Origin of the sequence: Burkholderia sp. NLJ2, from assembly GCF_049487195.1 — a bacterium.
Taxonomy (GTDB): Bacteria; Pseudomonadota; Gammaproteobacteria; order Burkholderiales; family Burkholderiaceae; genus Burkholderia; species Burkholderia pyrrocinia.
The window spans coordinates 2,060,156-2,083,285 of record NZ_CP137808.1 but is presented as its reverse complement, the minus strand read 5'-3'; the positions used below and the strand labels follow the sequence as shown (position 1 = coordinate 2,083,285).

The window sequence follows — 23,130 nt, the reverse complement described above, 5'->3', positions numbered from 1 at the left end:
GAACAGTTGCGGGTGCCGGGCGGCGGGAGCCGGCGGCGGCCGCCAGTGAAGAAGAATCGACGCGAGGACAAGGATGAGTGAGCCGCAGCCGACCAACGGCGCAGAGACGAATGCCGCGAAACCGGCACCGGCGGGACTGGAATCGCTGGCGGCGGTCGGCAGCCGGCTGGCGCAGCTTCGGGAGACGAAGGGCTGGACGGTCGACGACGTATCGGCGCGACTCAAGGTCGCACCGCAGAAGCTTCGGGCGCTCGAGGCCGGCGACATCAGTCATTTGCCTGGCGTGACGTTCGCGCTCGGTGTCGTGCGCAGCTACGCGAAGATGCTCGGCGTCGATCCGGAGCCGTTCGCGCAGGCGCTGCGCCGCGAGCGCGGGGTGCCGGAGGTCGATTTGTCGATGCCCGCATCGTCGGGGACGGATCTGCCGCGCGGTCGTGTGTCGATTCCGCTGGGCGGTTCGTCGCGCCATCACCCGTGGCTGTGGGGGACGGCGATCGTCGTCGTCGCGGTGGTTGCCGTACTGATGTGGCACACTGGCGGCGATTCGTCGAGCCTGCTCGCGCGTTTCAAAGGCAACGACGCGGAGCATGCGTCGGCCGCAAGCGCACCGCCGGCATCTTCGTCGTCCGTCGACGATGCGGCTGCGAGCGGCGCGTCGACCGTAGCCGCCAATGACGTTCCGGCCCCGGTCGCTGCGTCTGCCGCCCCGGCCCAGGCAATTGCGTCCGCTGTCCCGGCGCCCGCGGCCCCGGTTGCGACGGGGGCTGCATCGCAGCCTGTCGTGGCAACGGCGGCGGCGAGTGCCGCTACGCCGGCCGAGCCGGCGAGCGTCGTGGTTGCGGCCGGCCAGTCGATGGTCGAACTGAAGGTCAAGCAGGATTGCTGGTTTAGCGTGCGCGACAAGAACGGCAAGGAGCTGTTCTCGGCGCTGGTGCGGGCCGGCGAGACGAAGCAGGTCGCCGGCGACGGGCCGTTCAAGGTCACGATCGGCAACAAGGCAGGCCTCGACGCGGTTGCGTTCGACGGAAAACCTGTCGATCCGGCAAAATATTCGGCAGCGCGGGGTAATGTGGCGCGGTTCACGTTGCCCTGACGTCAAGCGCCGTGGCGAAGGCCTGTCGTCGATATCGGCAGGCCGTGAGGGCACGGCGCTTTTTCAATTCATGCGCCGCGTCGCGGCGCATTCCGCGTAAATGGATCTATCGATGCAATCCGAAGCTCAATCCCCACGCAGCAGTCAGATTTGTTCAACCGAGCCGGTGTTCGGCGGGCATCAGCCCCGCCGCGTGTCGCATGCGGTGGATGTCCGCTGGGGCGGGCAGCTCGTGACGATCGGCGGCACCTCGCCGGTGCGCGTGCAGTCGATGACGAATACCGATACGGCCGACGCGATCGGCACGGCGATCCAGATCAAGGAACTCGCGAACGCGGGCTCCGAACTGGTGCGCATCACGGTCAACACGCCGGAGGCCGCCGCCGCCGTGCCGGCGGTCCGCGAGCAGCTCGACCGGATGGGCGTGACCGTGCCGCTCGTCGGCGATTTCCACTACAACGGCCACCTGCTGCTGCGCGATTATCCGGGCTGCGCGGAGTCGCTGTCGAAGTACCGGATCAACCCCGGCAACGTCGGTCAGGGCGCGAAGCGCGATACGCAGTTCGCGCAGATGATCGAAGCTGCGGCCAAGTACGACAAGCCGGTGCGGATCGGCGTGAACTGGGGCAGTCTCGACCAGGACCTGCTCGCGCGCATGATGGACGAGAACGGCGCGCGCTCGCAGCCGTGGGACGCGCAAAGCGTGATGTACGAGGCGCTGATCCAGTCGGCGATCGGCTCGGCCGAGCGTGCAGTCGAGCTGGGTCTCGGCCGCGACCGTATCGTGCTGTCGTGCAAGGTCAGCGGCGTGCAGGACCTGATCGCCGTGTACCGCGAACTCGGCCGCCGCTGCGGCTTCGCGCTGCACCTGGGGCTGACCGAGGCCGGTATGGGCTCGAAGGGCATCGTCGCATCGACGGCCGCGCTCGGCGTGCTGCTGCAGGAAGGGATTGGCGACACGATCCGCATCTCGCTGACGCCGGAACCGGGCGCGTCGCGCACGGGCGAGGTGATCGTCGGCCAGGAAATCCTCCAGACGATGGGCCTGCGCTCGTTCGCGCCGATGGTGATCGCGTGCCCGGGCTGCGGCCGGACGACGAGCACGCTGTTCCAGGAACTCGCGATGCAGATCCAGACCTACCTGCGCGAGCAGATGCCGGCCTGGCGCAAGGAGTATCCGGGCGTCGAGAAGATGAACGTCGCGGTGATGGGTTGCATCGTCAACGGCCCGGGCGAATCCAAGCACGCGAACATCGGCATCAGCCTGCCGGGTTCGGGCGAAAACCCGGCCGCGCCCGTCTTCATCGACGGCGAGAAGGTCAAGACGCTGCGCGGCGAGCGGATCGCCGAGGAATTCCAGCAGATCGTCAGCGACTACGTCGCACGCAACTATGGCCGCGCCGACGCGGCCGTGAACTAATTCGTCCACACACACGATGACTGAACAGAAACGCAAGATCGAGAAGCTCACCGGCGTCAAGGGTATGAACGACATCCTTCCGCAGGATGCCGGCCTGTGGGAATTCTTCGAAGCCACCGTGAAATCGCTGCTGCGCGCATACGGCTACCAGAACATCCGCACGCCGATCGTCGAACACACGCAGCTCTTCACGCGCGGCATCGGCGAAGTCACGGACATCGTCGAGAAGGAGATGTACAGCTTCACCGACGCGCTGAACGGCGAGAACCTGACGATGCGCCCGGAAAACACCGCGGCCGTCGTGCGCGCGTCGATCGAGCACAACATGCTGTACGACGGCCCGAAGCGCCTGTGGTACATCGGCCCGATGTTCCGTCACGAGCGTCCGCAGCGCGGCCGCTACCGCCAGTTCCACCAGGTCGGCGTCGAGGCGCTCGGCTTCGCGGGCCCCGATGCGGATGCCGAGATCATCATGATGTGCCAGCGCCTGTGGGATGACCTCGGCCTGACCGGCATCAAGCTCGAGATCAACTCGCTCGGCCTCGCCGAAGAGCGTGCCGCGCACCGCGTCGAACTGATCAAGTACCTCGAGCAGTTTGCCGACGTGCTCGACGAGGACGCGAAGCGCCGCCTGTATACGAACCCGCTGCGCGTGCTCGATACGAAGAATCCCGCGCTGCAGGAGATCGCGCAGAACGCGCCGAAGCTGATCGACTTCCTCGGCGACGAATCGCGCGCGCACTTCGAAGGGCTGCAACGCCTGCTGCTCGCGAACAACATTCCGTTCAAGATCAACCCGCGTCTCGTGCGCGGCCTCGACTACTACAACCTGACCGTGTTCGAGTGGGTGACCGACAAGCTCGGCGCGCAGGGCACGGTCGCGGCCGGCGGCCGTTACGATCCGCTGATCGAGCAGCTCGGCGGCAAGCCGACCGCAGCGTGCGGCTGGGCGATGGGCATCGAGCGCATCCTCGAACTGCTGAAGGAAGAGGATCTGGCGCCGGAGCAGGAAGGTGTCGACGTGTACGTCGTGCACCAGGGCGAGACCGCGCGCGAACAGGCGTTCATCGCGGCCGAGCGCCTGCGCGACACGGGCCTTGACGTGATCTTCCACTGCAGCGCCGACGGCGCGCCGGCGAGCTTCAAGTCGCAGATGAAGCGGGCCGATGCAAGCGGCGCGGCATTCGCGGTGATCTTCGGCGAAGAAGAGGTCGCGAACGGTGCGGTGGGCGTGAAAGCACTGCGCGGTGCGGGCGAAGACGGGGAAAAGAACGTTCAGCAGACCGTACCGGTCGAAAGCTTGACCGAATTCCTAATCAATGCGATGGTTGCATCCGCCGAAGACGGCGACGACTGATCGCGCTGGCAATCGCTCGACTAGACAGGCCTGAACAGGAAGGAATCGCTCGCCGATGAGTTATCACGACGAACAAGAATCGATTGAAAGTCTCAAGGCGTGGTGGGCCCGCTGGGGCAACCTCGCCACGTGGATCGTGCTCGCGGCGCTCGTCGTCGCGGCCGGTTTCAACGGCTGGAACTACTGGCAGCGCCGTCAGGCTGCCGAGGCGTCCGGGCTGTACGAGCAGGTCCAGAAGGCCGCCGCCGCGAACGACAAGGCGACGATGGCTCGCGCGGCCGCCGACATGGAAGACAAGTTCGGCAGCACGCCGTATGCGCAGATGACGGCGCTCGCGGCCGCGAAGGTGTTGTACGCGGCCGGCGACGCCGCAGGTGCGAAGACGCAACTGCAATGGGCCGTCGATCACGCCAAGGACGACGAGTACAAGCAGATCGCGAAGCTGCGTCTCGCGTCGCTGCTGCTCGACGAGAAGGCGTACGACGCGGGCCTCGCACTGCTGTCGGGTACGCCGCTCGATGCATTCAAGGGCCTCGTGGCCGATCGCCGCGGCGATCTGCTTGCCGCGCAAGGCAAGACCGACGATGCGCGCGCCGCTTACAAGCTCGCGCTCGATGGCCTGTCGAAGGACGACCAGTCTGCGCGCCAGCTCGTGCAGTTCAAGCTGGACGCGCTCGGCGGCTGAACCCCGGTCCCCTCAACCTCTTAACTCTGCTTCGCTAACCGATGAATTTGCTGAAACGTTACGCTGTGCCCGTTGCCTGCGCGGCGGCTGTCCTGGCATTGGCGGCCTGCTCGTCGTCGAAGGATGCGCGCCGCGTGCCGACGCCGCTCACCGAGTTCAAGTCCGTGATGGACGTGCAACAGGTCTGGAAGGCAAGCGTCGGCAAGGGCGGACGCTACCTGTTCTCGCCGGTTGCCGTGGGCGACGCCGTCTACGCGGCGGGCGAAAACGGTTCGATCGAGAAGATCGACGCGAAGACGGGCCAGACGATCTGGCGCTCGAAGGTCGGTTCGGACCTGTCGGCCGGTGTCGGCAGCGACGGCAACCTGACCGCGGTCGGCGCGCTGAAGGGCGGCGTGTTCGTGCTGGGCCCTGACGGCAAGCAACTGTGGAAGACCAGCGTGCAGGGCGAGATCTTCTCGCCGCCGCTCGTCGGCAACGGCCTCGTGGTTGTCCGCACGATCGACGGCCAGGTGATCGCGTTCAACGCGCAGACGGGCGAGCAGAAGTGGAACTATCGCAACCGCGCGGTGCCGCTGAACCTGCGCGTGTCGGCCGGCATGACGTTTGCGGGCGACGCGGCGGTGCTGGCGGGCTTCCCGGGCGGCGGTCTCGTCGCGATCAACCTGCAGACGGGCGACCCGTTCTGGCAGACGCCCGTGTCGTTCCCGAAGGGCGTGACCGAGGTCGAGCGCATCAACGACGTCAGCGGTCCGCCGACGCTCGTGGGTGCCGAAGCCTGTGCGGTGACGTTCCAGGGTCAGCTTGGCTGCTTCGATGCGAACTCGGGCCGCCCGCTGTGGGAAAAGGCATTCTCGAGCCGCAGCGGCCTCGCACAGGACGATTCGGTGGTCGCCGGCGGCGACGACTGGTCGGTCGTGACCGCGTACGACGCGGCCTCGGGCAACCAGCTCTGGCGCAACGACAAGCTGAAGAGCCGCGACGTCGGCGTGCCGTACCTGCTCGGGCATGCGGTCGTGATGGGCGACTACCAGGGCTTCGTGCACTTCCTGTCGCGCGAAGACGGCAGCTTCATCGCGCGGATGAAGACCGACGGCAGCGCGATTACGGCGGCACCGGTCCTCGCGGGCAATACGCTCGTCGTGCAGACGAAGGACGGCAGCCTGTACGGGTTCCGTCCGCGCTGACGCGCAGGAAACATGCGCAGCCGCGGCGCGGCGGGCTTGTCCCGCTCGCCCCGGCCGCGCGACATGAAGGCGGCCGGTGTTCCCGGCCGCTCGGTATTTGAAAGGCAGTTCGAGACGAAAGACGATGGCGCGCGACGCGCGCCCGGCGCGCGCATCCGGCGCTGCGCGAATTCGTGATATTTTCATTCAGCGCAGCCGCCCGCAGCAGCGGGCCTCCCGCTGCTGCGCTTCACCGTAGAAAACACAGATGAAACCGGTCATTGCCCTAGTTGGGCGCCCCAATGTGGGGAAATCCACGCTGTTCAACCGGCTCACGCGCTCGCGCGATGCGCTGGTTGCCGACTTGCCGGGCCTGACGCGCGATCGCCATTACGGCGAAGGGCGCGTCGGCGAGCGGCCGTACCTGGTCGTCGATACGGGCGGCTTCGAACCCGTCGCGAAGGACGGCATCCTGCACGAAATGGCGCGCCAGACGCGGCAGGCCGTTGAGGAAGCCGATGTCGTCGTGTTCATCGTCGACGGCCGCAACGGGCTCGCGCCGCAGGACAAGTCGATCGCCGACTACCTGCGCAAGACCGGCCGGCCGATCTTCCTCGTCGTCAACAAGGCCGAGGGGATGAAGTACACGGCGGTCGCGACGGACTTCTACGAGCTCGGGCTCGGCGATCCGCGCGCGATCTCGGCCGCGCACGGCGACGGCGTCACCGACATGATCAACGAGGCGCTGGAAGTCGCGTACGCGGACCAACCGGAAGAGGAAGACGACAACGACCCGTCGCGCGGCATCAAGATCGCGATCGTCGGCCGTCCGAACGTCGGCAAGTCGACGCTCGTGAACGCGCTGATCGGCGAGGACCGCGTGATCGCGTTCGACATGCCGGGCACGACGCGCGACTCGATCTACGTCGACTTCGAGCGTAACGGCAAGAAATACACGCTGATCGACACGGCCGGCCTGCGGCGCCGCGGCAAGGTCTTCGAAGCGATCGAGAAGTTCTCGGTCGTGAAGACGCTGCAGTCGATCTCCGACGCGAACGTCGTCATTCTTCTGCTGGATGCGCAGCAGGACATCTCCGACCAGGACGCGCACATCGCCGGCTTCGTCGTCGAGCAGGGCCGTGCGCTCGTGATCGGCGTCAACAAGTGGGACGGGCTCGACGACCACGCGCGCGATCGTGCGAAAGCGGATTTGACCCGCAAGCTGAAATTCCTCGACTTCGCGAAATCGCACTTCATTTCGGCCGCGAAGAAGACGGGCATCGGTACGCTGATGCGCTCGGTCGACGACGCGTACGCGGCAGCGATGGCGAAGCTGCCGACGCCGAAGCTCACGCGTGCGCTGATCGAGGCCGTCGAGTTCCAGCAGCCGCGCCGTCGCGGCCCGGTGCGTCCGAAGCTGCGCTACGCGCACCAGGGCGGCCAGAATCCGCCGATCATCGTCATCCACGGCAACGCGCTCGACGCCGTGACGGAAACGTACAAGCGCTACCTGGAAAACCGCTTCCGCGAAACTTTCTCGCTGACCGGGACTCCATTGCGCATAGAGTTCCGTTCGTCGAACAACCCGTACGCGGACAAGGGCTGAAGCACGCCTGTTACACGTGTCCCGCAACGGATAGACCGCAAGGCCTACGCCCCGGGTGGGGCAGGCAAAATCGGCTATAGTGTAGCGATTGGCGCCGGATCTCTTTTTCTTCGCCGCCAATTCAGATCAACCTGCAAAAAAAGATGGAGTACGCCATGAGCAACAAAGGGCAATTGTTACAAGACCCGTTTTTGAACGCACTGCGCAAAGAGCACGTTCCCGTTTCGATCTACCTCGTCAATGGCATCAAGCTCCAAGGGAACATTGAATCGTTCGACCAGTACGTCGTGTTGCTCCGTAATACGGTGACCCAGATGGTCTACAAGCACGCCATCTCGACGGTCGTGCCGGCGCGCCCGGTGAATTTCCACCCGGACGCGGAAGCTACGTCCTAACCTATTGCAGCGGCCGGCATCCGGTCGCCGCGAGCGACCGATGCCAGCCGCCTTATCTTGACACCCGATAATTTGATCAACGCAGCGCTCGTCGGCATCGATTTCGGCAAGACCGATTTCGAAGCCAGTCTCGAAGAACTCAGTCTTCTCGCCTCCAGCGCGGGGGCCCGTCCCGCCGTCACCCTCACGGGGCGTCGCGCCAGTCCCGATGCCGCGATGTTCATCGGCAGCGGCAAAGCCGAAGAACTGCGGCTTGCCTGCGACGCGCACAACGTCGAAATCGTCATCTTCAACCACGCACTGGCGCCGGCCCAGCAACGCAATCTGGAGCGGGCGCTTAACAGGCGGGTCGTCGATCGCACGAGTCTCATCCTCGACATCTTTGCGCAGCGCGCCCGCAGCCACGAAGGTAAGTTGCAGGTCGAGCTCGCACAGCTTCAATACCTGTCGACGCGACTCATTCGCGCATGGACCCACCTCGAACGGCAAAAGGGTGGTATCGGCCTGCGCGGCCCCGGCGAAACCCAGCTCGAAACCGACCGCCGGCTGATCGGCGAGCGCATCAAGATGCTGAAGTCGCGACTCGACCGGCTGCGCCGGCAACACAGCACGCAACGCCGGCAGCGCGCGCGCAGCGGCACGATGTCGGTGTCGCTCGTCGGCTATACGAACGCGGGCAAGTCGACGCTGTTCAATGCGCTGACGAAAGCGCAGGCCTACGCGGCCGATCAGTTGTTCGCGACGCTCGATACGACGTCGCGGCGCGTCTACCTCGGCGACGAGGTCGGCCAGATCGTCGTGTCGGATACGGTCGGGTTCATCCGCGAGCTGCCTCACCAACTTGTTGCGGCGTTCCGCGCGACCCTCGAGGAAACGATCCACGCCGATCTGCTGCTGCACGTGGTCGATGCGTCGAGCGCGGTCAGGCTCGAGCAGATCGAGCAGGTCAACGGCGTGTTGCACGAGATCGGCGCGGACACGATCCGGCAGGTGCTGGTGTTCAACAAGATCGACGCCGTGCCCGAGCTGGCGGCCCGCGGCGACGCGGTCGAGCGGGACGAGTATGGTAATATTTCGCGCGTCTTTTTGAGCGCGCGCACCGGTCAGGGTCTTGACGCGTTGCGTGCCGCCATCGCCGAGATCGCCTCCGCGGAACACCTTTCCAGTGCGATGCCGCTCGACGGCGCGTCCGCTGAACCACACGAAGACCGCACGATTTCCGAACACGGGCGCTAACCGGTCCCGGCCGGCTCGCCGGCGTCTAATCTGGTGAACAAACTCTGGTGAACGAATACAACGAGCGGAGTACCTGGCGGCGGATGCGCGCCTTGCTGTCGATCAACGATCCCCGCTGGGGACGCGGCGAGGGCAATGGCAAAGACGGATCCCGTCCCCGTGCGAACGAATCGAAGCGTCCGCAAGGCGGCGACGGCGAAGGTCCGCCCGATCTCGACGAGATGTGGCGCAACTTCAACCGACGCCTGAGCGGCCTTTTCGGCGGCAAGGGCGGCAACGGCTTCCGTCCTGACAACGGCCGCGCGGCGCGGGTCGGCGTCGGCATCGTGATCGGCGTGCTGGTCGCGGTCTACGCGGGCAGCGGGCTGTTCGTCGTGCAGGACGGCCAGACGGGCGTCGTGCTGCAGCTCGGCAAACTGTCGGGCACGGTCGGCCAGGGCGTGCACTGGCGCGCGCCGTATCCGTTCGCGTCGCACGAGATCGTCGATACGTCGCAGGTCCGCTCGATCGAGATCGGCCGCAACAACGTCGTGCGTCTTGCGAACGTGAAGGAAGCGGCGATGCTGACGCGCGATGCCGACATCGTCGACGTGCGCTTCGTCGTCCAGTACCGGATCCGTTCCGCAACCGATTACCTGTTCCGCAGCGTCGATCCCGAGCGCAGCGTGTCGCAGGCCGCGCAGGCCGCGGTGCGTGCGATCGTCGGTACGCGCAGCGCGGCCGACGTGCTGAGCCAGGACCGCGACGCGCTGCGCGAGCAGCTTTCCACCGCGATCCAGCGCGATCTCGATCGCTACCAGTCGGGACTCGAGGTGACGGCCGTCACGATGCAGAGCGTCGCGGCGCCCGAGCAGACGCAGGCCGCCTACGGTGAAGTCGCGAAGGCGCGCGACGAGCGCGAGACCGCGAAGCGCGCCGCGCAGGCGTACGCAAACGACCTGCTGCCGAAGGCGCAGGGCGATGCCGCGAAGCTCGTCGACGAAGCAAAGGCGTATTCCGATCGCGTGGTCACGGAAGCCGAAGGCGATGCCGATCGCTTCAAGCAGGTCTACGCGCAGTACTCGAAGGCGCCGGCGGTAATCCGCGAGCGGATGTACCTGGAGACGATGCAGGAAATCTATTCGAACGCAACGAATGTGTTCGTCGGCAACAAGGGCGGCAACAGCGTCGTGTATCTGCCGCTCGACAAGCTTGTCGAGCAGGGGCGACAAAACGCCGCGACGTCCGCCGGCGCAACCGCGCCCGATGCGGCGTCGGCACCGGCGGCCGTCGCGCCGGCGGCAGCCGTACCCGCGAGCGCGGCACCGGCCGCCGCGGCGTCGGGCACCGACGTGCTGCGATCGCGCGAAGCGTTCCGCAGCCGGTCGCGTGAAGACGATGTGAAGTAACGGGGAGCGCAGAACATGAACCGAATCATTGCGCTTGTCGTCGCAATCGTGATCGTTGCCTTCGCGGCGTCCTCGACGGTCCTGACCGTCGATCCGCGCCATACGGCCGTGTTGTCCGGCCGCGACGGCGCGCAGCCCGAACTCGCCGGGCCCGGCATCCATTTCAAGTTGCCGCCGCCGCTGCAGACGGCCACACTGATCGACACGCGCCTGCAATCGCTCGAGTCGTCCGATCCGCTGCAACTGGCAACGGAAGGCAAGCACGACCTGCTCGTCGCGTATGCGGTGAAGTACCGGATCAGCGATCCGCTGAAATATTTCACGGCGACGGGCGGCGACCCGGCGGCAGCCACCGAACGCCTGGCCGGCGTGCTGAAGGGCGCGCTCGGCGAAGCATTCGGCAAGCGTGCGCTCGACGACGCCCTCGGCGGCCAGCGCGCGATCGCCGATGCGGCCCGCGATGCGGCGAAGGCGAAGGCGTCCGGTTTCGGCGTCGACGTGGTCGACGTCCAGTTGACGCGCGTCGACTTGCCGGCCGCGCAGACGGACGCCGTCTATCAGCGGATGATCGGCGCGCTGCGCGAGCAGGCGGCACAGGTGCGTGCGGAAGGCGCGGCTGACGTCGAGCAGATCAAGGCCGACGCCGAACGCGAACAGCAGGCCGTGCTCGCGAACGCGTACAAATCCGCGCAGACGATCAAGGGCGAGGGCGACGCGAAGGCCGCGACGATTGCCGCCGATGCGTTCGGCCGCGATCCGCAGTTCTATCAGTTCTACGCGAGCCTGCAGGCCTACCGGAAGACGTTCAAGCGCAACGACATCATCGTCGTCGATCCCGACAGCGAGTTCTTCCGCTTCATGCGCAGCCCGACGGGCGGTGCCGCACCGGCGGCGCCTGCTCCCCGCAAACATTGACCTTGGGGCGCCGCGTCGAGCGGCGCCGTCGCTCGCATGGACCTGGCTGGCTCGTTGTTGCTCGCAGTAGCGCTGATGCTGATCATCGAGGGGGCGTTCCCCTTCGTGTTTCCCGTCGCCTGGCGCGACACGTTTCGTAGAATAGCTGAGCGGCCGCCGCATCATATCCGGATCGGCGGGCTGATCGTGATGGTGCTCGGGCTCGTGCTGCTGCTGATCGCCACCTGACCGGACACCTGATCCGGACGGCGCATCCGCCGTTCGTCCCGCCCGATTTCGAATTTCCGATTCACATCGCGGCGCGCGTGTCGCGCGCTGTTTCCCGTCGTAGGACCGTACCGATGTCGACCTGGTTACTTCCCGAGAATATCGCCGACGTACTGCCGTCGGAAGCGCGCAAGATCGAGGAGCTGCGCCGCAGGCTGCTCGACCGCTTCCGTTCGTACGGCTACGAAATGGTGATGCCGCCGCTGCTCGAGTATCTCGAGTCGCTGCTGACGAGCGGCGGCGCCGATCTGCGCCTGCGCACCTTCAAGCTGGTCGACCAACTGTCGGGCCGCACGCTCGGCCTGCGCGCGGACATCACGCCGCAGGTCGCGCGGATCGACGCGCACCTGCTGAACCGTCAGGGCGTGACGCGCCTCTGCTATGCGGGCCACGTGATGCATACGCGCCCGCGCGGCCTGCACGCGACGCGCGAGCAGATCCAGATCGGCGCCGAAATCTACGGGCATGCCGGGCTGGAAGCCGATCTCGAGATCCAGCAACTGATGCTCGACGCACTGCATCTCGCGGGCCTGTCGCGTATCCGTCTCGACCTCGGCCACGCGGGCGTGCTCGCGGCGCTGCTGGCGCGCGACGCGCAGGCTGCCGAGCGCGGTGAATCGCTGTACGACGCGCTGTCGGGCAAGGATGTGCCGTTGCTGAACGAGCTGACCGACGATCTCGGCGCCGATACACGCGCGGCGCTACGCGCGCTGCCGAACCTTTACGGCGACGCGAGCGTGCTCGCCGAGGCGCGCGCACGCTTGCCGGTGCTGCCGGAAATCACGCGGGCGCTCGACGACCTGGCGCAACTCGCCTCACAGGCGAAGGGCGTTGAAGTCGCGATCGACCTCGCCGACCTGCGCGGCTACGCGTACCACAGCGGTGCGATGTTCAGCGCCTACATCGACGGCGTGCCGAACGCAATCGCGCGCGGCGGGCGCTACGACCACGTGGGCCAGGCATATGGCCGTGCGCGTCCGGCAACGGGTTTCTCGCTCGACCTGCGCGAGCTCGCGCGAATTTCGCCGATCGAGGCACGCGGCACCGCGATTCTTGCGCCATGGGCGCAGGACGACGCGCTGTGTGCGGCCGTCGCGGCGCTGCGTGATGCGGGCGAGGTTGTGATCCAGGCGCTGCCCGGCCACGACCACGTGCTCGACGAGTTCGCATGCGACCGTTCGCTCGTCGAGCGCAACGGTGCATGGGTGGTCGAACCCCGATAATCAGGCGTTCGCGGGCCGTGCTTCGGCGTGCATATCGTTGAAGCGAAACGGAAAAATTCGGAATCGCCCGCGAACATAGGTAGAATACGTTTTTAACCAGCTAACGAATCAACATGTCTGCCAGCGCAGTGAACGTGACTCCCGGGCGCAATGTCGTCGTCGTGGGAACTCAATGGGGTGATGAAGGCAAGGGCAAGATCGTCGACTGGCTGACGGACCACGCTCAGGGCGTCGTGCGTTTCCAGGGCGGCCACAACGCCGGCCACACCCTCATCATCGGCGGCAAGAAAACGATCTTGCGCCTCATTCCGTCGGGCATCATGCGTGAAGGCGTCGCCTGTTACATCGGCAACGGCGTCGTCCTGTCCCCCGAAGCACTGTTCAAGGAAATCGGCGAGCTCGAAGAGGCCGGCGTGAACGTGCGCGACCGTCTGTTCATTTCCGAAGCCGCGACGCTGATCCTGCCGTACCACATCGCGATCGACCAGGCGCGCGAAGCGCGCAAGGGCGCGGGCAAGATCGGCACGACGGGCCGCGGCATCGGCCCCGCGTACGAAGACAAGGTCGGCCGCCGCGCGCTGCGCGTGCAGGACCTGTTCGACGCGAAGACCTTCGCCGACCGCCTGCGCGAAAACCTCGATTTCCACAACTTCGTGCTGACCCAGTACCTGGGTGGCGCGGCCGTCGATTTCCAGGCCACGCTCGACACGATGCTGGGCTATGCCGACCGCCTGAAGCCGATGGTGGCCGACGTGTCGCGCCGCCTGTACGACGCGAACAACGCGGGCCAGAACCTGCTGTTCGAAGGCGCGCAAGGCACGCTGCTCGACATCGATCACGGTACCTATCCGTTCGTCACGTCGAGCAACTGCGTCGCGGGTGCGGCGTCGGCCGGCGCGGGCGTCGGTCCGCAGAAGCTCAACTACATCCTCGGCATCACGAAGGCGTATTGCACGCGCGTCGGTTCGGGCCCGTTCCCGAGCGAACTGTACGATGCGGACAATCCGCAGCGCCAGGACCAGGTCGGCGTCACGCTCGCGAACGTCGGCAAGGAATTCGGTTCCGTCACCGGCCGTCCGCGCCGCACGGGCTGGCTCGATGCGGCCGCGCTGCGCCGTTCGATCCAGATCAACGGCGTGTCGGGCCTGTGCATGACGAAGCTCGACGTGCTCGACGGCCTCGACGAAGTCAAGCTGTGCGTCGGCTACAAGATCGACGGCAAGGATGTGGACATCCTGCCGCGCGGTGCAGCCGATGTGGCGCGTTGCGAGCCGGTGTACGAAACGTTCGCCGGCTGGAAGGAAAGCACGGTCGGCATCAAGGCGTGGGAAGCACTGCCGGCCAACGCGCAAGCCTACCTGACCCGCGTCCAGGAAGTGGCTGGCGTGCCGGTCGACATGGTGTCGACGGGCCCGGACCGCGACGAAACGATCCTGCTCCGCCATCCGTTCAAGGTGTAAGCCCAGATGACGCAGCAAATCACGATGACGGCGGCAGACTTGATGACCGATCCGCGCAACGACGACAAGAACCTGTGGGTAGGCTGGGACGAGTATCACCGTCTGATCGAGCTGCTCGCGCTCCAGGTGCACGCATCGGGCTGGAAGTTCGACCAGATCCTGTGTCTCGCGCGCGGCGGCCTGCGCGTCGGCGATCAACTGTCGCGCATCTATGACGTGCCGCTCGCGATCCTCGCGACGAGTTCGTACCGTGAAGCGGCCGGCACCGAGCAGGGCGACCTCGATATCGCGCAGTACATCACGATGACGCGCGGCAACCTCGAGGGCAACGTGCTGCTGGTCGACGACCTCGTCGATTCGGGCGTCACGCTCGCGCGCGTGCAGGAGCACCTGAAGGAGCGCTATCCGGCCGTGACGGCCGTGCGTTCGGCCGTGCTCTGGTACAAGGGTTGCTCGAAGGTCAAGCCGGACTATCACACGCAGTATCTGCCGACGAATCCGTGGATTCATCAGCCGTTCGAGGAGTGGGACACGGTTCGTCCGCACAACCTCGAGGCGTGGATCAAGCGCGGTCGCGCGCAGCGCGACGGTTCGGGCGCGTAAGCGGCCGGCCGATCGAAGGAAAGCCTTGTACGGCGCCGCTTGCGGCGCCGTTTTTATTTGGCGCGTCGGTTGCGCCGCGCGGCGTGCATGGCGTATCCGGTAGGCAGACGGCGCCGCCCCGGCTATGATGGCAGCCCTGCCACAGCTCGCGCCGGATTGCATGCGCAGCGTGGATCACGTGGTTTCACGGCAACAGAGCAGGGCGGCGTTTCACGGGGGCGCGAGTAGAATAGCGCTCGTTTTGTCCGACCCGGACCCGATTATTACGCTTCATATGAACAACACGATCCACGCGACCGACGCAGCACACGCGCCGCACTCGACGCAACAACACTCGATGCGGGCGCTAGCGATAGCAGCCATCGGTGTCGTGTTCGGTGACATCGGCACCAGCCCGCTGTATTCGCTGAAGGAGGCGTTCAGCCCCGCGCACGGCATCCCGCTCACCGAAGGCTCGATTCTCGGCGTGATCTCGCTGCTGTTCTGGGCAATCATCCTGGTGGTCGGCATCAAGTACCTGTTGTTCGTGATGCGGGCAGACAACAACGGCGAAGGCGGCGTACTCGCGCTGATGGCGCTGTCGCTGCGGCCGCTCGACTCGAAAACCCGCGTCGCGGGCGCGCTGATGGCGCTCGGGATATTCGGCGCGTGCATGTTCTACGGGGACGCGGTGATCACGCCGGCGATCTCGGTGATGTCGGCCGTCGAAGGTCTCGAAATCGCGACGCCGCACCTGTCCCATCTCGTGATGCCGATCACGATCGTGATCCTGATCGCGCTGTTCTGGATCCAGCGCCACGGCACCGCGCTGGTCGGCAAGCTGTTCGGCCCGATCATGGTGCTGTGGTTCATCGTCATTGCCGCGCTCGGCGTGTACCACATCGTGCGCGTGCCGGGCATCGTCGCGGCAATCAATCCGTATTACGCCGCGTCGTTCATGTCGGAGCACGTGCTGCAGGCCTACGTCGTGCTCGGCTCGGTCGTGCTGGTGCTGACCGGCGCGGAAGCGCTCTATGCGGACATGGGCCACTTCGGCGCGAAGCCGATCCGCCTCGCTGCTTACGGGCTCGTGATGCCGTCGCTCGTGCTGAACTACTTCGGCCAGGGCGCGCTGCTGATCCAGAACCCGAAGGCGATCGAGAACCCGTTCTTCCTGCTGGCGCCCGAATGGGGGCTGCTGCCGCTCGTCGTGCTGTCGACGGTCGCGACCGTGATCGCGTCGCAGGCCGTGATCTCGGGGGCGTATTCGCTGACGTCGCAGGCAATCCAGCTCGGCTACGTGCCGCGCATGAAGGTGCTGCATACGTCCGACCTCGCGATCGGCCAGATCTACGTGCCGGTCGTGAACTGGTTGCTGCTGTTCGTGATCCTCTGCATCGTGGTCGGCTTCAAGAGCTCCGACAACCTCGCGGCCGCGTACGGCATTGCGGTGACGGCGACGATGGTGATCACGACCGTGCTCGCGGCCGTCGTGATGGTGAAGGTGTGGAACTGGAACCGCCTGCTGGTCGGCGCGATCATCGCCGTGTTCCTCGCGGTCGATCTCGGCTTCTTCGGCGCGAACCTGCTGAAGGTCGCGCAGGGCGGCTGGCTGCCGCTCGGCATCGGCGCGTTGCTGTTCTTCCTGCTGATGACCTGGTACAAGGGGCGCCACATCGTCAAGGAGCGCACGGCGGCCGACGGTATTCCGCTCGAGCCGTTCCTGCAGGGGCTGCTCGCGCATCCGCCGCATCGCGTGTCGGGCACCGCGATCTACCTGACCGGCAACGACAAGCTCGTGCCCGTCAGCCTGCTGCACAACCTGAAGCACAACAAGGTACTGCACGAGCGGACCATTTTCCTGACGTTCGTCACGCGCGACTTTCCTTACGTGCGCGACGACAAGCGCCTGAGCTCGCGCGATGCGGGCGGCGGACTTTACATCGTGACGGCTGAATACGGCTTCAACGAGACGCCGGATGTGAAGGCCGTGCTCGAGGAATTCGGCCGCACGCACGATATGACGTTCGAGCTGATGGACACGTCGTTCTTCCTCGCGCGCGAAACGGTCGTGCCGACGCATCTGCCCGGGATGTCGATCTGGCGCGAGCGCGTGTTCGCGTGGATGCATCAGAACGCCGCGAAGCCGACCGACTTCTTCTCGATTCCGGCGAACCGCGTCGTCGAGCTCGGTACGAAGATCGAGATCTGACCGGGCGCGGCGCGCGGGCCTCCTGGCCGCGCGCCGCGTCTGTCGACCGTCTGGACGGGCCGCGATCGTTCGCATTGCCGGCCGTTACCGCAAAAGCAAACGCAGCCGCATCGCGCTGCGTGTTCCGCACAAGCCAAGGCATCCAATCCGGTAGCCGACTGCGTGCGCGCAGGCGCCAGCGAGCGTCGAGCCGTGCGCGTTCGCGGCAGCAATGAAAAAGCCCGCCTTGCGGCGGGCTTTTCGTGCGTCGACGGTTTTCGCGCGCTCAGCGCTTCAGCTTCGCAAATGCCGCGGCCATCGCGCCGGCCGGTTCCGGCTCGCGCGAACGCGGCGGGCGTGCGGCGCCGCGTCCCGCATTGCCGCGATCCTGGACGCCGCGCGACGACATGCCGGGTGCTGCCGCATCGTCGTCGAGGCGCATCGTCAGCGCAATGCGCTGGCGCTTCACGTCGACGTCGAGCACCTTCACCTTGACGACCTGGCCGGCCTTCACGACTTCGTGCGGGTCCTTGATGAATTTCGTCGACATCGCAGACACGTGGACGAGGCCGTCCTGGTGAACGCCAATATCCACGAATGCGCCGAACGCGGCGACGTTCGTCACGACCCCTTCCAGCGTCATGCCCGGCACGAGATCCGACACCTTCTCGACGCCTTCGCGGAACGTCGCGGTCTTGAATTCCGGGCGCGGATCACGGCCCGGCTTCTCCAGTTCGGACAGGATGTCGCGCACGGTCGGCAGGCCGAAACGTTCGTCGACAAATTCCGCGGGGGACAGGCCCGACAGCGCTTCGCGGTTGCCGAGCACGTCGTCGATGCGCTTGCTGATCTTCGCGAGCATCCGCTCGACGACCGGATAGGCTTCCGGGTGCACCGACGAGCGGTCCAGCGGATTTTCGCCGCCGTTGATGCGCAAGAAGCCGGCGGCCTGTTCGAACGTCTTGTCGCCGAGGCGCGGCACCTTGCGCAGGTGCTCGCGCGACGGGAACGGGCCGTTCGCATCGCGGTAATCGACGATGTTGCGCGCGAGCGTCGCGTTCAGGCCCGATACGCGTGCGAGCAGCGGGGCCGACGCCGTGTTCGCGTCGACGCCGACCGCGTTCACGCAATCCTCGACGACCGCGTCGAGCGAGCGGGCCAGTTCGCGCTGGTTCACGTCGTGCTGGTACTGGCCGACGCCGATCGCCTTCGGCTCGATCTTCACGAGCTCGGCGAGCGGGTCCTGCAGGCGGCGTGCGATCGACACGGCGCCGCGCAGCGACACGTCCATGTCGGGGAATTCCTTCGCGGCAAGCTCGGACGCCGAGTAGACCGACGCGCCGGCTTCCGACACGACGATCTTCTGCAGGCGCAGCTCGGGGTGTTTCGCGATCAGTTCGCTCGCGAGCTTGTCGGTTTCGCGCGACGCGGTGCCGTTGCCGATGCTGATCAGCTCGGCCTGCGTCTGCGCGGCGATGCGCGCGAGTTTCGCGATCGAGCCGTCCCAGTCGCGGCGCGGTTCGTGCGGGTAGATCGTGTCGGTCGCGAGCACCTTGCCGGTGCGGTCGACGACCGCGACCTTCACGCCCGTACGCAGGCCGGGGTCGAGACCGATCACGGCCTTCGGGCCGGCAGGCGCCGCGAGCAGCAGGTCGTTCAGGTTGCGCGCGAACACGCGGATCGCTTCGGTTTCGGCCGTTTCGCGCAGTTGCGTGAGCAGCTCGTTCTCGATATGCGGCTGCACCTTCACGCGCCAGCACCAGCGGCATACGTCGGACAGCCATTTATCGGCCGGGCGGTTCTGGTTCGCGATGCCGAAATGGCGCGCGATCATCGCCTCGCCGGGATGCGGCACCTGCGCGTCGAGCTCTTCGCCGAGGCCGAGCTTGACCGTCAGCACGCCCGCGTTGCGGCCGCGGAACAGCGCGAGTGCGCGGTGCGACGGCACGGTCTTGATCGTTTCCGCGTAGTCGTAATAGTCGCGGAATTTCTCGCCTTCCTCGCTTTCCTTGCCCTCGACGACGGCCGACGACACGACGCCCTGGTTGTGCAGGTAGTCGCGCAGCTTGCCGAGCAGCTCGGCCGTCTCGCCGAACTGTTCGGACAGGATGTCGCGCGCGCCGTCGAGCGCGGCCTTCACGTCGGCGACGCCCTTGTCGGCGTCGACATACGCGGCCGCCTCGGCCTGCGGGTCGAGCAGCGGGTTCGCGAGCAGCGCCTGCGCGAGCGGCTCGAGGCCGGCTTCGCGGGCGATCTGCGCGCGCGTGCGGCGCTTCGGCTTGTACGGCAGATAAAGGTCTTCGAGCACCTGCTTGCTGTCGGCCGCATCGATCGCGGAACGCAGTTCGTCGGTCAGCTTGCCCTGTTCGTCGATGCTCGACAGGATCGCCGCACGGCGATCCTCGAGCTCGCGCAGATACAGGAGGCGTTCCTCGAGCTGGCGCAACTGCGTGTCGTCCAGATTGCCGGTCACTTCCTTGCGGTACCGGGCAATGAACGGAACGGTCGAGCCTTCGTCGAGGAGTTGCACGGCCGCCGCGACCTGGCGCGGCTGGACGGACAGTTCGGTGGCGATGCGCTGTACGATCTTGAGTGCTACGGTTTCCGTCATGTCGTGGATGATCTGCCTGCTGAAATCGCGGCGCGGGCCGGCAGGCCCGGCGCGGCGGGCTGCATGGCGGGCCCGACGGGCCAGATGCCGCGGGTGAGTGAAGCGGGGCATTTTGCCATAAATGACGGAGCGTCCAGCCGGGGGTGATAGAATTTGACACATGTCCCGCAGCTTTCCTACGACGTTGCCAACTTCCCGCATTTCTCTCGTCGCGCTCGGCGCAGCGCTCGCCGCGGCTTTGTCTGCCGGGCCTTCCGGCGCGTTTGCGCAGGCCTCGGGCGCAACCGCGCCGGCCGCCGCCGCAGCCGCGCCCGTTACGTCCCCAGCCGCACCGGATTTCGACGCCCGTCAAAAAGTGCTCAATCAGCGCTCCGCGGAAAACGATTATCGTTATGCGGTGGCCGAGCACGATTGCTACAGCAAGTTCTTCGTCAACCACTGTCTCGGCAAGGCGCGCGACCAGATGCGCGACGAGCGCGCGAGCATCCGCCAGGAACAGCTCGCGCTCGACGACGAGCAGCGTGCGGTGCGCGCGCAGCAGCGCGACCAGCAGCAGGCGCTGAAGCAGGCGCAGAATGCGGCGGAAGCGCCGCAGCGCGCGGCGAACGACGCGGCGAACGCGGCTGCGTTCCGCGACAAGCAGGAGCAGAATGCGCTTAAGCAGGCGCAGCGCGGCGCGGAAGGGCCGCAGCGCGCGGCGAGCAAGCAGGCATACGACCAGAAGCAGGCCGACTTCCAGCACAAGCTCGACCAGGCGCACCAGCAGGCGGCGCAGAAGGCGCAGGAGCGGGCGGACAATGCCGCGCGCTACGGGCAGAAGCAGAAGGAAGCCGCGCAGCACAAGGCCGATGTCGAGCGGCGTCAGCAGGAAGCGGCCGAGAAGGCCAAGCAGCAGCAACAGCAGGGGCAGTAACGTGTTGGATTGATCGGGATCAGTCTCGTGCGCGTCGGCACGCCAGTCGGCGCGCTGCTTCGATGAGGAGGCAAACATGCAAAACCGTCTCACGGAACAGCAGCAGGAATTGCACAACCGTTTGGCTGCACTGCAGGAGCAGCACCAGCAGCTCGCTCGGGAGATCGAGCTGAAGGAAGGACACTCCGACATCGACGACATCACGCTGCACCGGCTGAAGAAGGAAAAGCTGGCAGCCAAGGACAAAATCATTTTGCTGCAATCGCAGCTGGAACCGGATAAGCGCGCCTGAGCGCGGCCTGGCAAGCGCCGGCGCCGCACGGGCGCTGGACACAGGAACGCTTGCCTTGAATTCACCGCTTGAAGCCACCCCCGATGCCCGGCGAGACACATCGTCCGCCGGGCGCGTTCGTGCGCCCGAAGGCACCTTCGAGCTGAGCCGCAAGCGCGTCGACGAACTCGACACGATCTTCGGCGAAGGCGGATTGCTGGCGCGCGCGCTCGACGGCTATCGGCCGCGTACGTCGCAGATCGAAATGGCGCGTGCGGTCGCGTCCGCGATGGAAGCGTCCGCGCGCCGGATGCCCGAGCCCGAGATCTTCGAGACCCGCAAGCGGCCGGCGCGCCGCCTCGGCGACGGCGACAAGACGGCCGAACCGGCTGCGGACGCTGCCGCGGCGGCCGAATCCGATAACGACGCAGGCGACAACACGCTGATCGTCGAAGCCGGCACGGGCACCGGCAAGACCTATGCGTATCTCGTGCCCGCGATGCTGTGGGGCGGCAAGGTAATCGTGTCGACCGGCACGAAGCACCTGCAGGATCAGTTGTTCCAGCGCGATATCCCGACCGTGCGCAACGCGCTCGCGGTGCCGGTGACGGTCGCGATGCTCAAGGGCCGCGCCAACTACCTGTGCCACTACTACCTGCAACGCACGGCCGACAACGGCCGCCTGCCGTCGCGGCAGGACACGGCCTATCTGCAGGAAATCGTCCGCTTCGCGAAGATCACGAAGAGCGGCGACAAGGCTGAACTCGCGAGCGTGCCGGAAACGGCGCCCGTGTGGTCGATGGTCACGTCGACGCGCGACAACTGCCTTGGCCAGGAATGCCCGCATTACAAGGAATGCTTCGTGATGCAGGCGCGGCGCGAGGCGCAGCAGGCCGACGTCGTCGTCGTCAACCACCACCTGTTCTTCGCGGACATCATGTTACGCGACACGGGAATGGCCGAGTTGCTGCCGAACGCGAACACGGTCATCTTCGACGAAGCGCACCAGTTGCCGGAGACGGCGACGCTGTTCTTCGGCGAGACGCTGTCGACGACGCAGATTCTCGAGCTCGCGCGCGACACGGTGGCCGAAGGCCTGAGCCATGCGCGCGACGCGGTCGAGTGGGTGAAGCTCGGTGGCGATCTCGAGCGCGCGGCGCGCGACTTGCGCCTCGCGTTCGCGAACGACCAGATCGTCCGCATGTCGCTCGCCCAACTTGGCGACGATCACCCGATGTTCGGTGCGCTCGACGCGCTCGAGGCGGCGCTCGATGCGCTCGCGTCGGCGCTCGCGAGCCAGGCCGAGCGGGCGGAATCGCTCGGTGCATGCCTGCGGCGCGCACGCGAGCTGCAGGACCTGCTGGCCGGCTGGGTCGCGCCCGGCGCGGCGGAAGCGGCCGCGAAGGCCGACGCGGCGGCTGCCGGCGACAAGGCGACGTCCGACGGCGATCCGAACGAGAAGGTGCGCTGGGTCGAGGTGTTCGCGCATACCGTGCAGTTGCACGAAACGCCGCTGTCGGTTGCGCCGATCTTTGCGAAACAGCGCGCAGGCGTGCCGCGTGCATGGGTGTTCACGTCGGCCACGTTGTCGGTGCGCGGCGATTTCACGCACTACGCGGCACAGATGGGCCTCAGCTCGCGTCGCTCGATGACGCTCGCGAGCCCGTTCGACTACCAGTCGCAGGGGCTGCTGTACGTGCCGCGCAACCTGCCGCAGCCGTCTTCGCCGGCGTTTACCGATGCCGTCTTCGATGCCGCGCTGCCGGCGATCGAGGCGTCCGGCGGCGGCGTGTTCATGCTGTGCACGACGTTGCGCGCGGTTGACCGGATCGCGTCGAAGCTGCGCGACGTGATCGAGTCCCGCGGCTGGAATACGCCGCTGCTCGTGCAGGGCGATGCGAGCCGCACCGAGCTGCTCGATCGCTTCCGCGCGTACGGAAATGCGATCCTGGTCGGCAGCCAGAGTTTCTGGGAAGGCGTCGACGTGCGTGGCGATGCGCTGTCGCTCGTCGTGATCGACAAGCTGCCGTTCGCGCCGCCGGACGATCCGGTGCTGGCCGCGCGGCTCGACGCGCTGACGAAGAAGGGCCTGAGCCCGTTCGCCGTGCACCAGTTGCCGCAGGCCGTGATCACGCTGAAGCAGGGCGCGGGCCGGCTGATTCGCGCGGAGACGGATCGCGGCGTGCTGATGATCTGCGACACGCGGCTCGTCGACAAGCCTTACGGGCGCCGGATCTGGCAGAGCCTGCCGCCGTTCAAGCGGACCCGCGAGATCGCGGTGGTCCAGGACTTCTTCGACGAGCACCGCTCGGACAAGCGCATGTGACGGCATGCGCGGCGATCGCCGCGCA

19 protein-coding genes are annotated in these 23,130 nt (G+C 66.5%); 18 read left to right on the top strand and 1 reads right to left on the bottom strand.

From position 1 onward, the window contains the following. The first annotated feature begins 73 nt into the window (after nt 1–73). The 15 genes from R9B84_RS09530 (at nt 74) to R9B84_RS09460 (ending at nt 17,005) form a co-directional block, all read left to right on the top strand. Entirely contained in the window at nt 74–1,093 is a 1,020-nt protein-coding gene (locus tag R9B84_RS09530) for a helix-turn-helix domain-containing protein (RefSeq protein WP_423757792.1), read from the top strand. A 112-nt stretch (nt 1,094–1,205) separates the two neighbouring features. Further along, on the top strand, nt 1,206–2,513 hold the full coding sequence (gene ispG, locus R9B84_RS09525) for a flavodoxin-dependent (E)-4-hydroxy-3-methylbut-2-enyl-diphosphate synthase (protein WP_423757791.1): 1,308 nt from the start codon (nt 1,206–1,208) through the stop codon (nt 2,511–2,513). Nucleotides 2,514–2,529: 16 nt separating this feature from the next. Beyond that, the gene (gene hisS, locus R9B84_RS09520; RefSeq protein ID WP_072437231.1) at nt 2,530–3,870 is read left to right on the top strand and encodes a histidine--tRNA ligase; all 1,341 of its coding nucleotides are present in this window, start codon (nt 2,530–2,532) and stop codon (nt 3,868–3,870) included. Nucleotides 3,871–3,925: 55 nt separating this feature from the next. After that, nucleotides 3,926–4,555 carry a tetratricopeptide repeat protein gene (locus R9B84_RS09515; protein ID WP_423757790.1) on the top strand — a complete coding sequence of 210 codons (630 nt, stop codon included), beginning with the start codon at nt 3,926–3,928 and terminating at the stop codon, nt 4,553–4,555. Between the two features lie 41 nt (nt 4,556–4,596). Beyond that, nucleotides 4,597–5,742: an outer membrane protein assembly factor BamB gene (bamB, locus tag R9B84_RS09510; protein ID WP_423757789.1), complete on the top strand. Its 1,146-nt coding sequence runs from the start codon at nt 4,597–4,599 to the stop codon at nt 5,740–5,742. A 247-nt stretch (nt 5,743–5,989) separates the two neighbouring features. Then, nucleotides 5,990–7,327: a ribosome biogenesis GTPase Der gene (gene der, locus R9B84_RS09505; RefSeq protein ID WP_047900837.1), complete on the top strand. Its 1,338-nt coding sequence runs from the start codon at nt 5,990–5,992 to the stop codon at nt 7,325–7,327. A gap of 155 nt (nt 7,328–7,482) precedes the next feature. Further along, on the top strand, nt 7,483–7,722 hold the full coding sequence (hfq, locus tag R9B84_RS09500; protein ID WP_047901242.1) for an RNA chaperone Hfq: 240 nt from the start codon (nt 7,483–7,485) through the stop codon (nt 7,720–7,722). Between the two features lie 72 nt (nt 7,723–7,794). Beyond that, on the top strand, nt 7,795–8,958 hold the full coding sequence (gene hflX, locus R9B84_RS09495) for a GTPase HflX (protein WP_186451708.1): 1,164 nt from the start codon (nt 7,795–7,797) through the stop codon (nt 8,956–8,958). A gap of 47 nt (nt 8,959–9,005) precedes the next feature. Then, nucleotides 9,006–10,346, top strand: coding sequence for an FtsH protease activity modulator HflK (gene hflK / locus R9B84_RS09490; protein WP_423757788.1), 1,341 nt, complete (start codon nt 9,006–9,008; stop codon nt 10,344–10,346). A gap of 15 nt (nt 10,347–10,361) precedes the next feature. Next, nucleotides 10,362–11,261 (top strand): protease modulator HflC, encoded by a 900-nt coding sequence (hflC, locus tag R9B84_RS09485; RefSeq protein WP_423757787.1) that lies wholly within the window; start codon nt 10,362–10,364, stop codon nt 11,259–11,261. A gap of 36 nt (nt 11,262–11,297) precedes the next feature. Next, nucleotides 11,298–11,489, top strand: coding sequence for a DUF2065 domain-containing protein (locus tag R9B84_RS09480; RefSeq protein ID WP_047900833.1), 192 nt, complete (start codon nt 11,298–11,300; stop codon nt 11,487–11,489). Nucleotides 11,490–11,602: 113 nt separating this feature from the next. Continuing rightward, nucleotides 11,603–12,751: an ATP phosphoribosyltransferase regulatory subunit gene (locus tag R9B84_RS09475; RefSeq protein WP_423757786.1), complete on the top strand. Its 1,149-nt coding sequence runs from the start codon at nt 11,603–11,605 to the stop codon at nt 12,749–12,751. Between the two features lie 113 nt (nt 12,752–12,864). Then, on the top strand, nt 12,865–14,211 hold the full coding sequence (locus tag R9B84_RS09470; RefSeq protein ID WP_423757785.1) for an adenylosuccinate synthase: 1,347 nt from the start codon (nt 12,865–12,867) through the stop codon (nt 14,209–14,211). A gap of 6 nt (nt 14,212–14,217) precedes the next feature. Then, entirely contained in the window at nt 14,218–14,814 is a 597-nt protein-coding gene (locus R9B84_RS09465; RefSeq protein WP_423757784.1) for a phosphoribosyltransferase, read from the top strand. Between the two features lie 274 nt (nt 14,815–15,088). Beyond that, nucleotides 15,089–17,005, top strand: a complete 1,917-nt coding sequence (locus R9B84_RS09460) for a potassium transporter Kup (protein WP_423757783.1) — start codon at nt 15,089–15,091, stop codon at nt 17,003–17,005. 265 nt (nt 17,006–17,270) lie between these two features. Here R9B84_RS09460 and R9B84_RS09455 read toward each other — a convergent pair whose 3' ends face one another. Then, nucleotides 17,271–19,595, bottom strand: coding sequence for a Tex family protein (locus tag R9B84_RS09455; RefSeq protein WP_423757782.1), 2,325 nt, complete (start codon nt 19,593–19,595; stop codon nt 17,271–17,273). A 160-nt stretch (nt 19,596–19,755) separates the two neighbouring features. Between R9B84_RS09455 and R9B84_RS09450 the strand changes: the two genes are divergently transcribed. From R9B84_RS09450 to R9B84_RS09440, 3 genes are all read left to right on the top strand, one after another. Further along, nucleotides 19,756–20,508 (top strand): hypothetical protein, encoded by a 753-nt coding sequence (locus tag R9B84_RS09450; protein WP_423757781.1) that lies wholly within the window; start codon nt 19,756–19,758, stop codon nt 20,506–20,508. Between the two features lie 76 nt (nt 20,509–20,584). Beyond that, entirely contained in the window at nt 20,585–20,800 is a 216-nt protein-coding gene (locus R9B84_RS09445; protein WP_034181296.1) for a YdcH family protein, read from the top strand. Nucleotides 20,801–20,855: 55 nt separating this feature from the next. Then, nucleotides 20,856–23,105, top strand: a complete 2,250-nt coding sequence (locus R9B84_RS09440; protein ID WP_423757780.1) for an ATP-dependent DNA helicase — start codon at nt 20,856–20,858, stop codon at nt 23,103–23,105. The last annotated feature ends 25 nt before the right edge of the window (nt 23,106–23,130 follow it).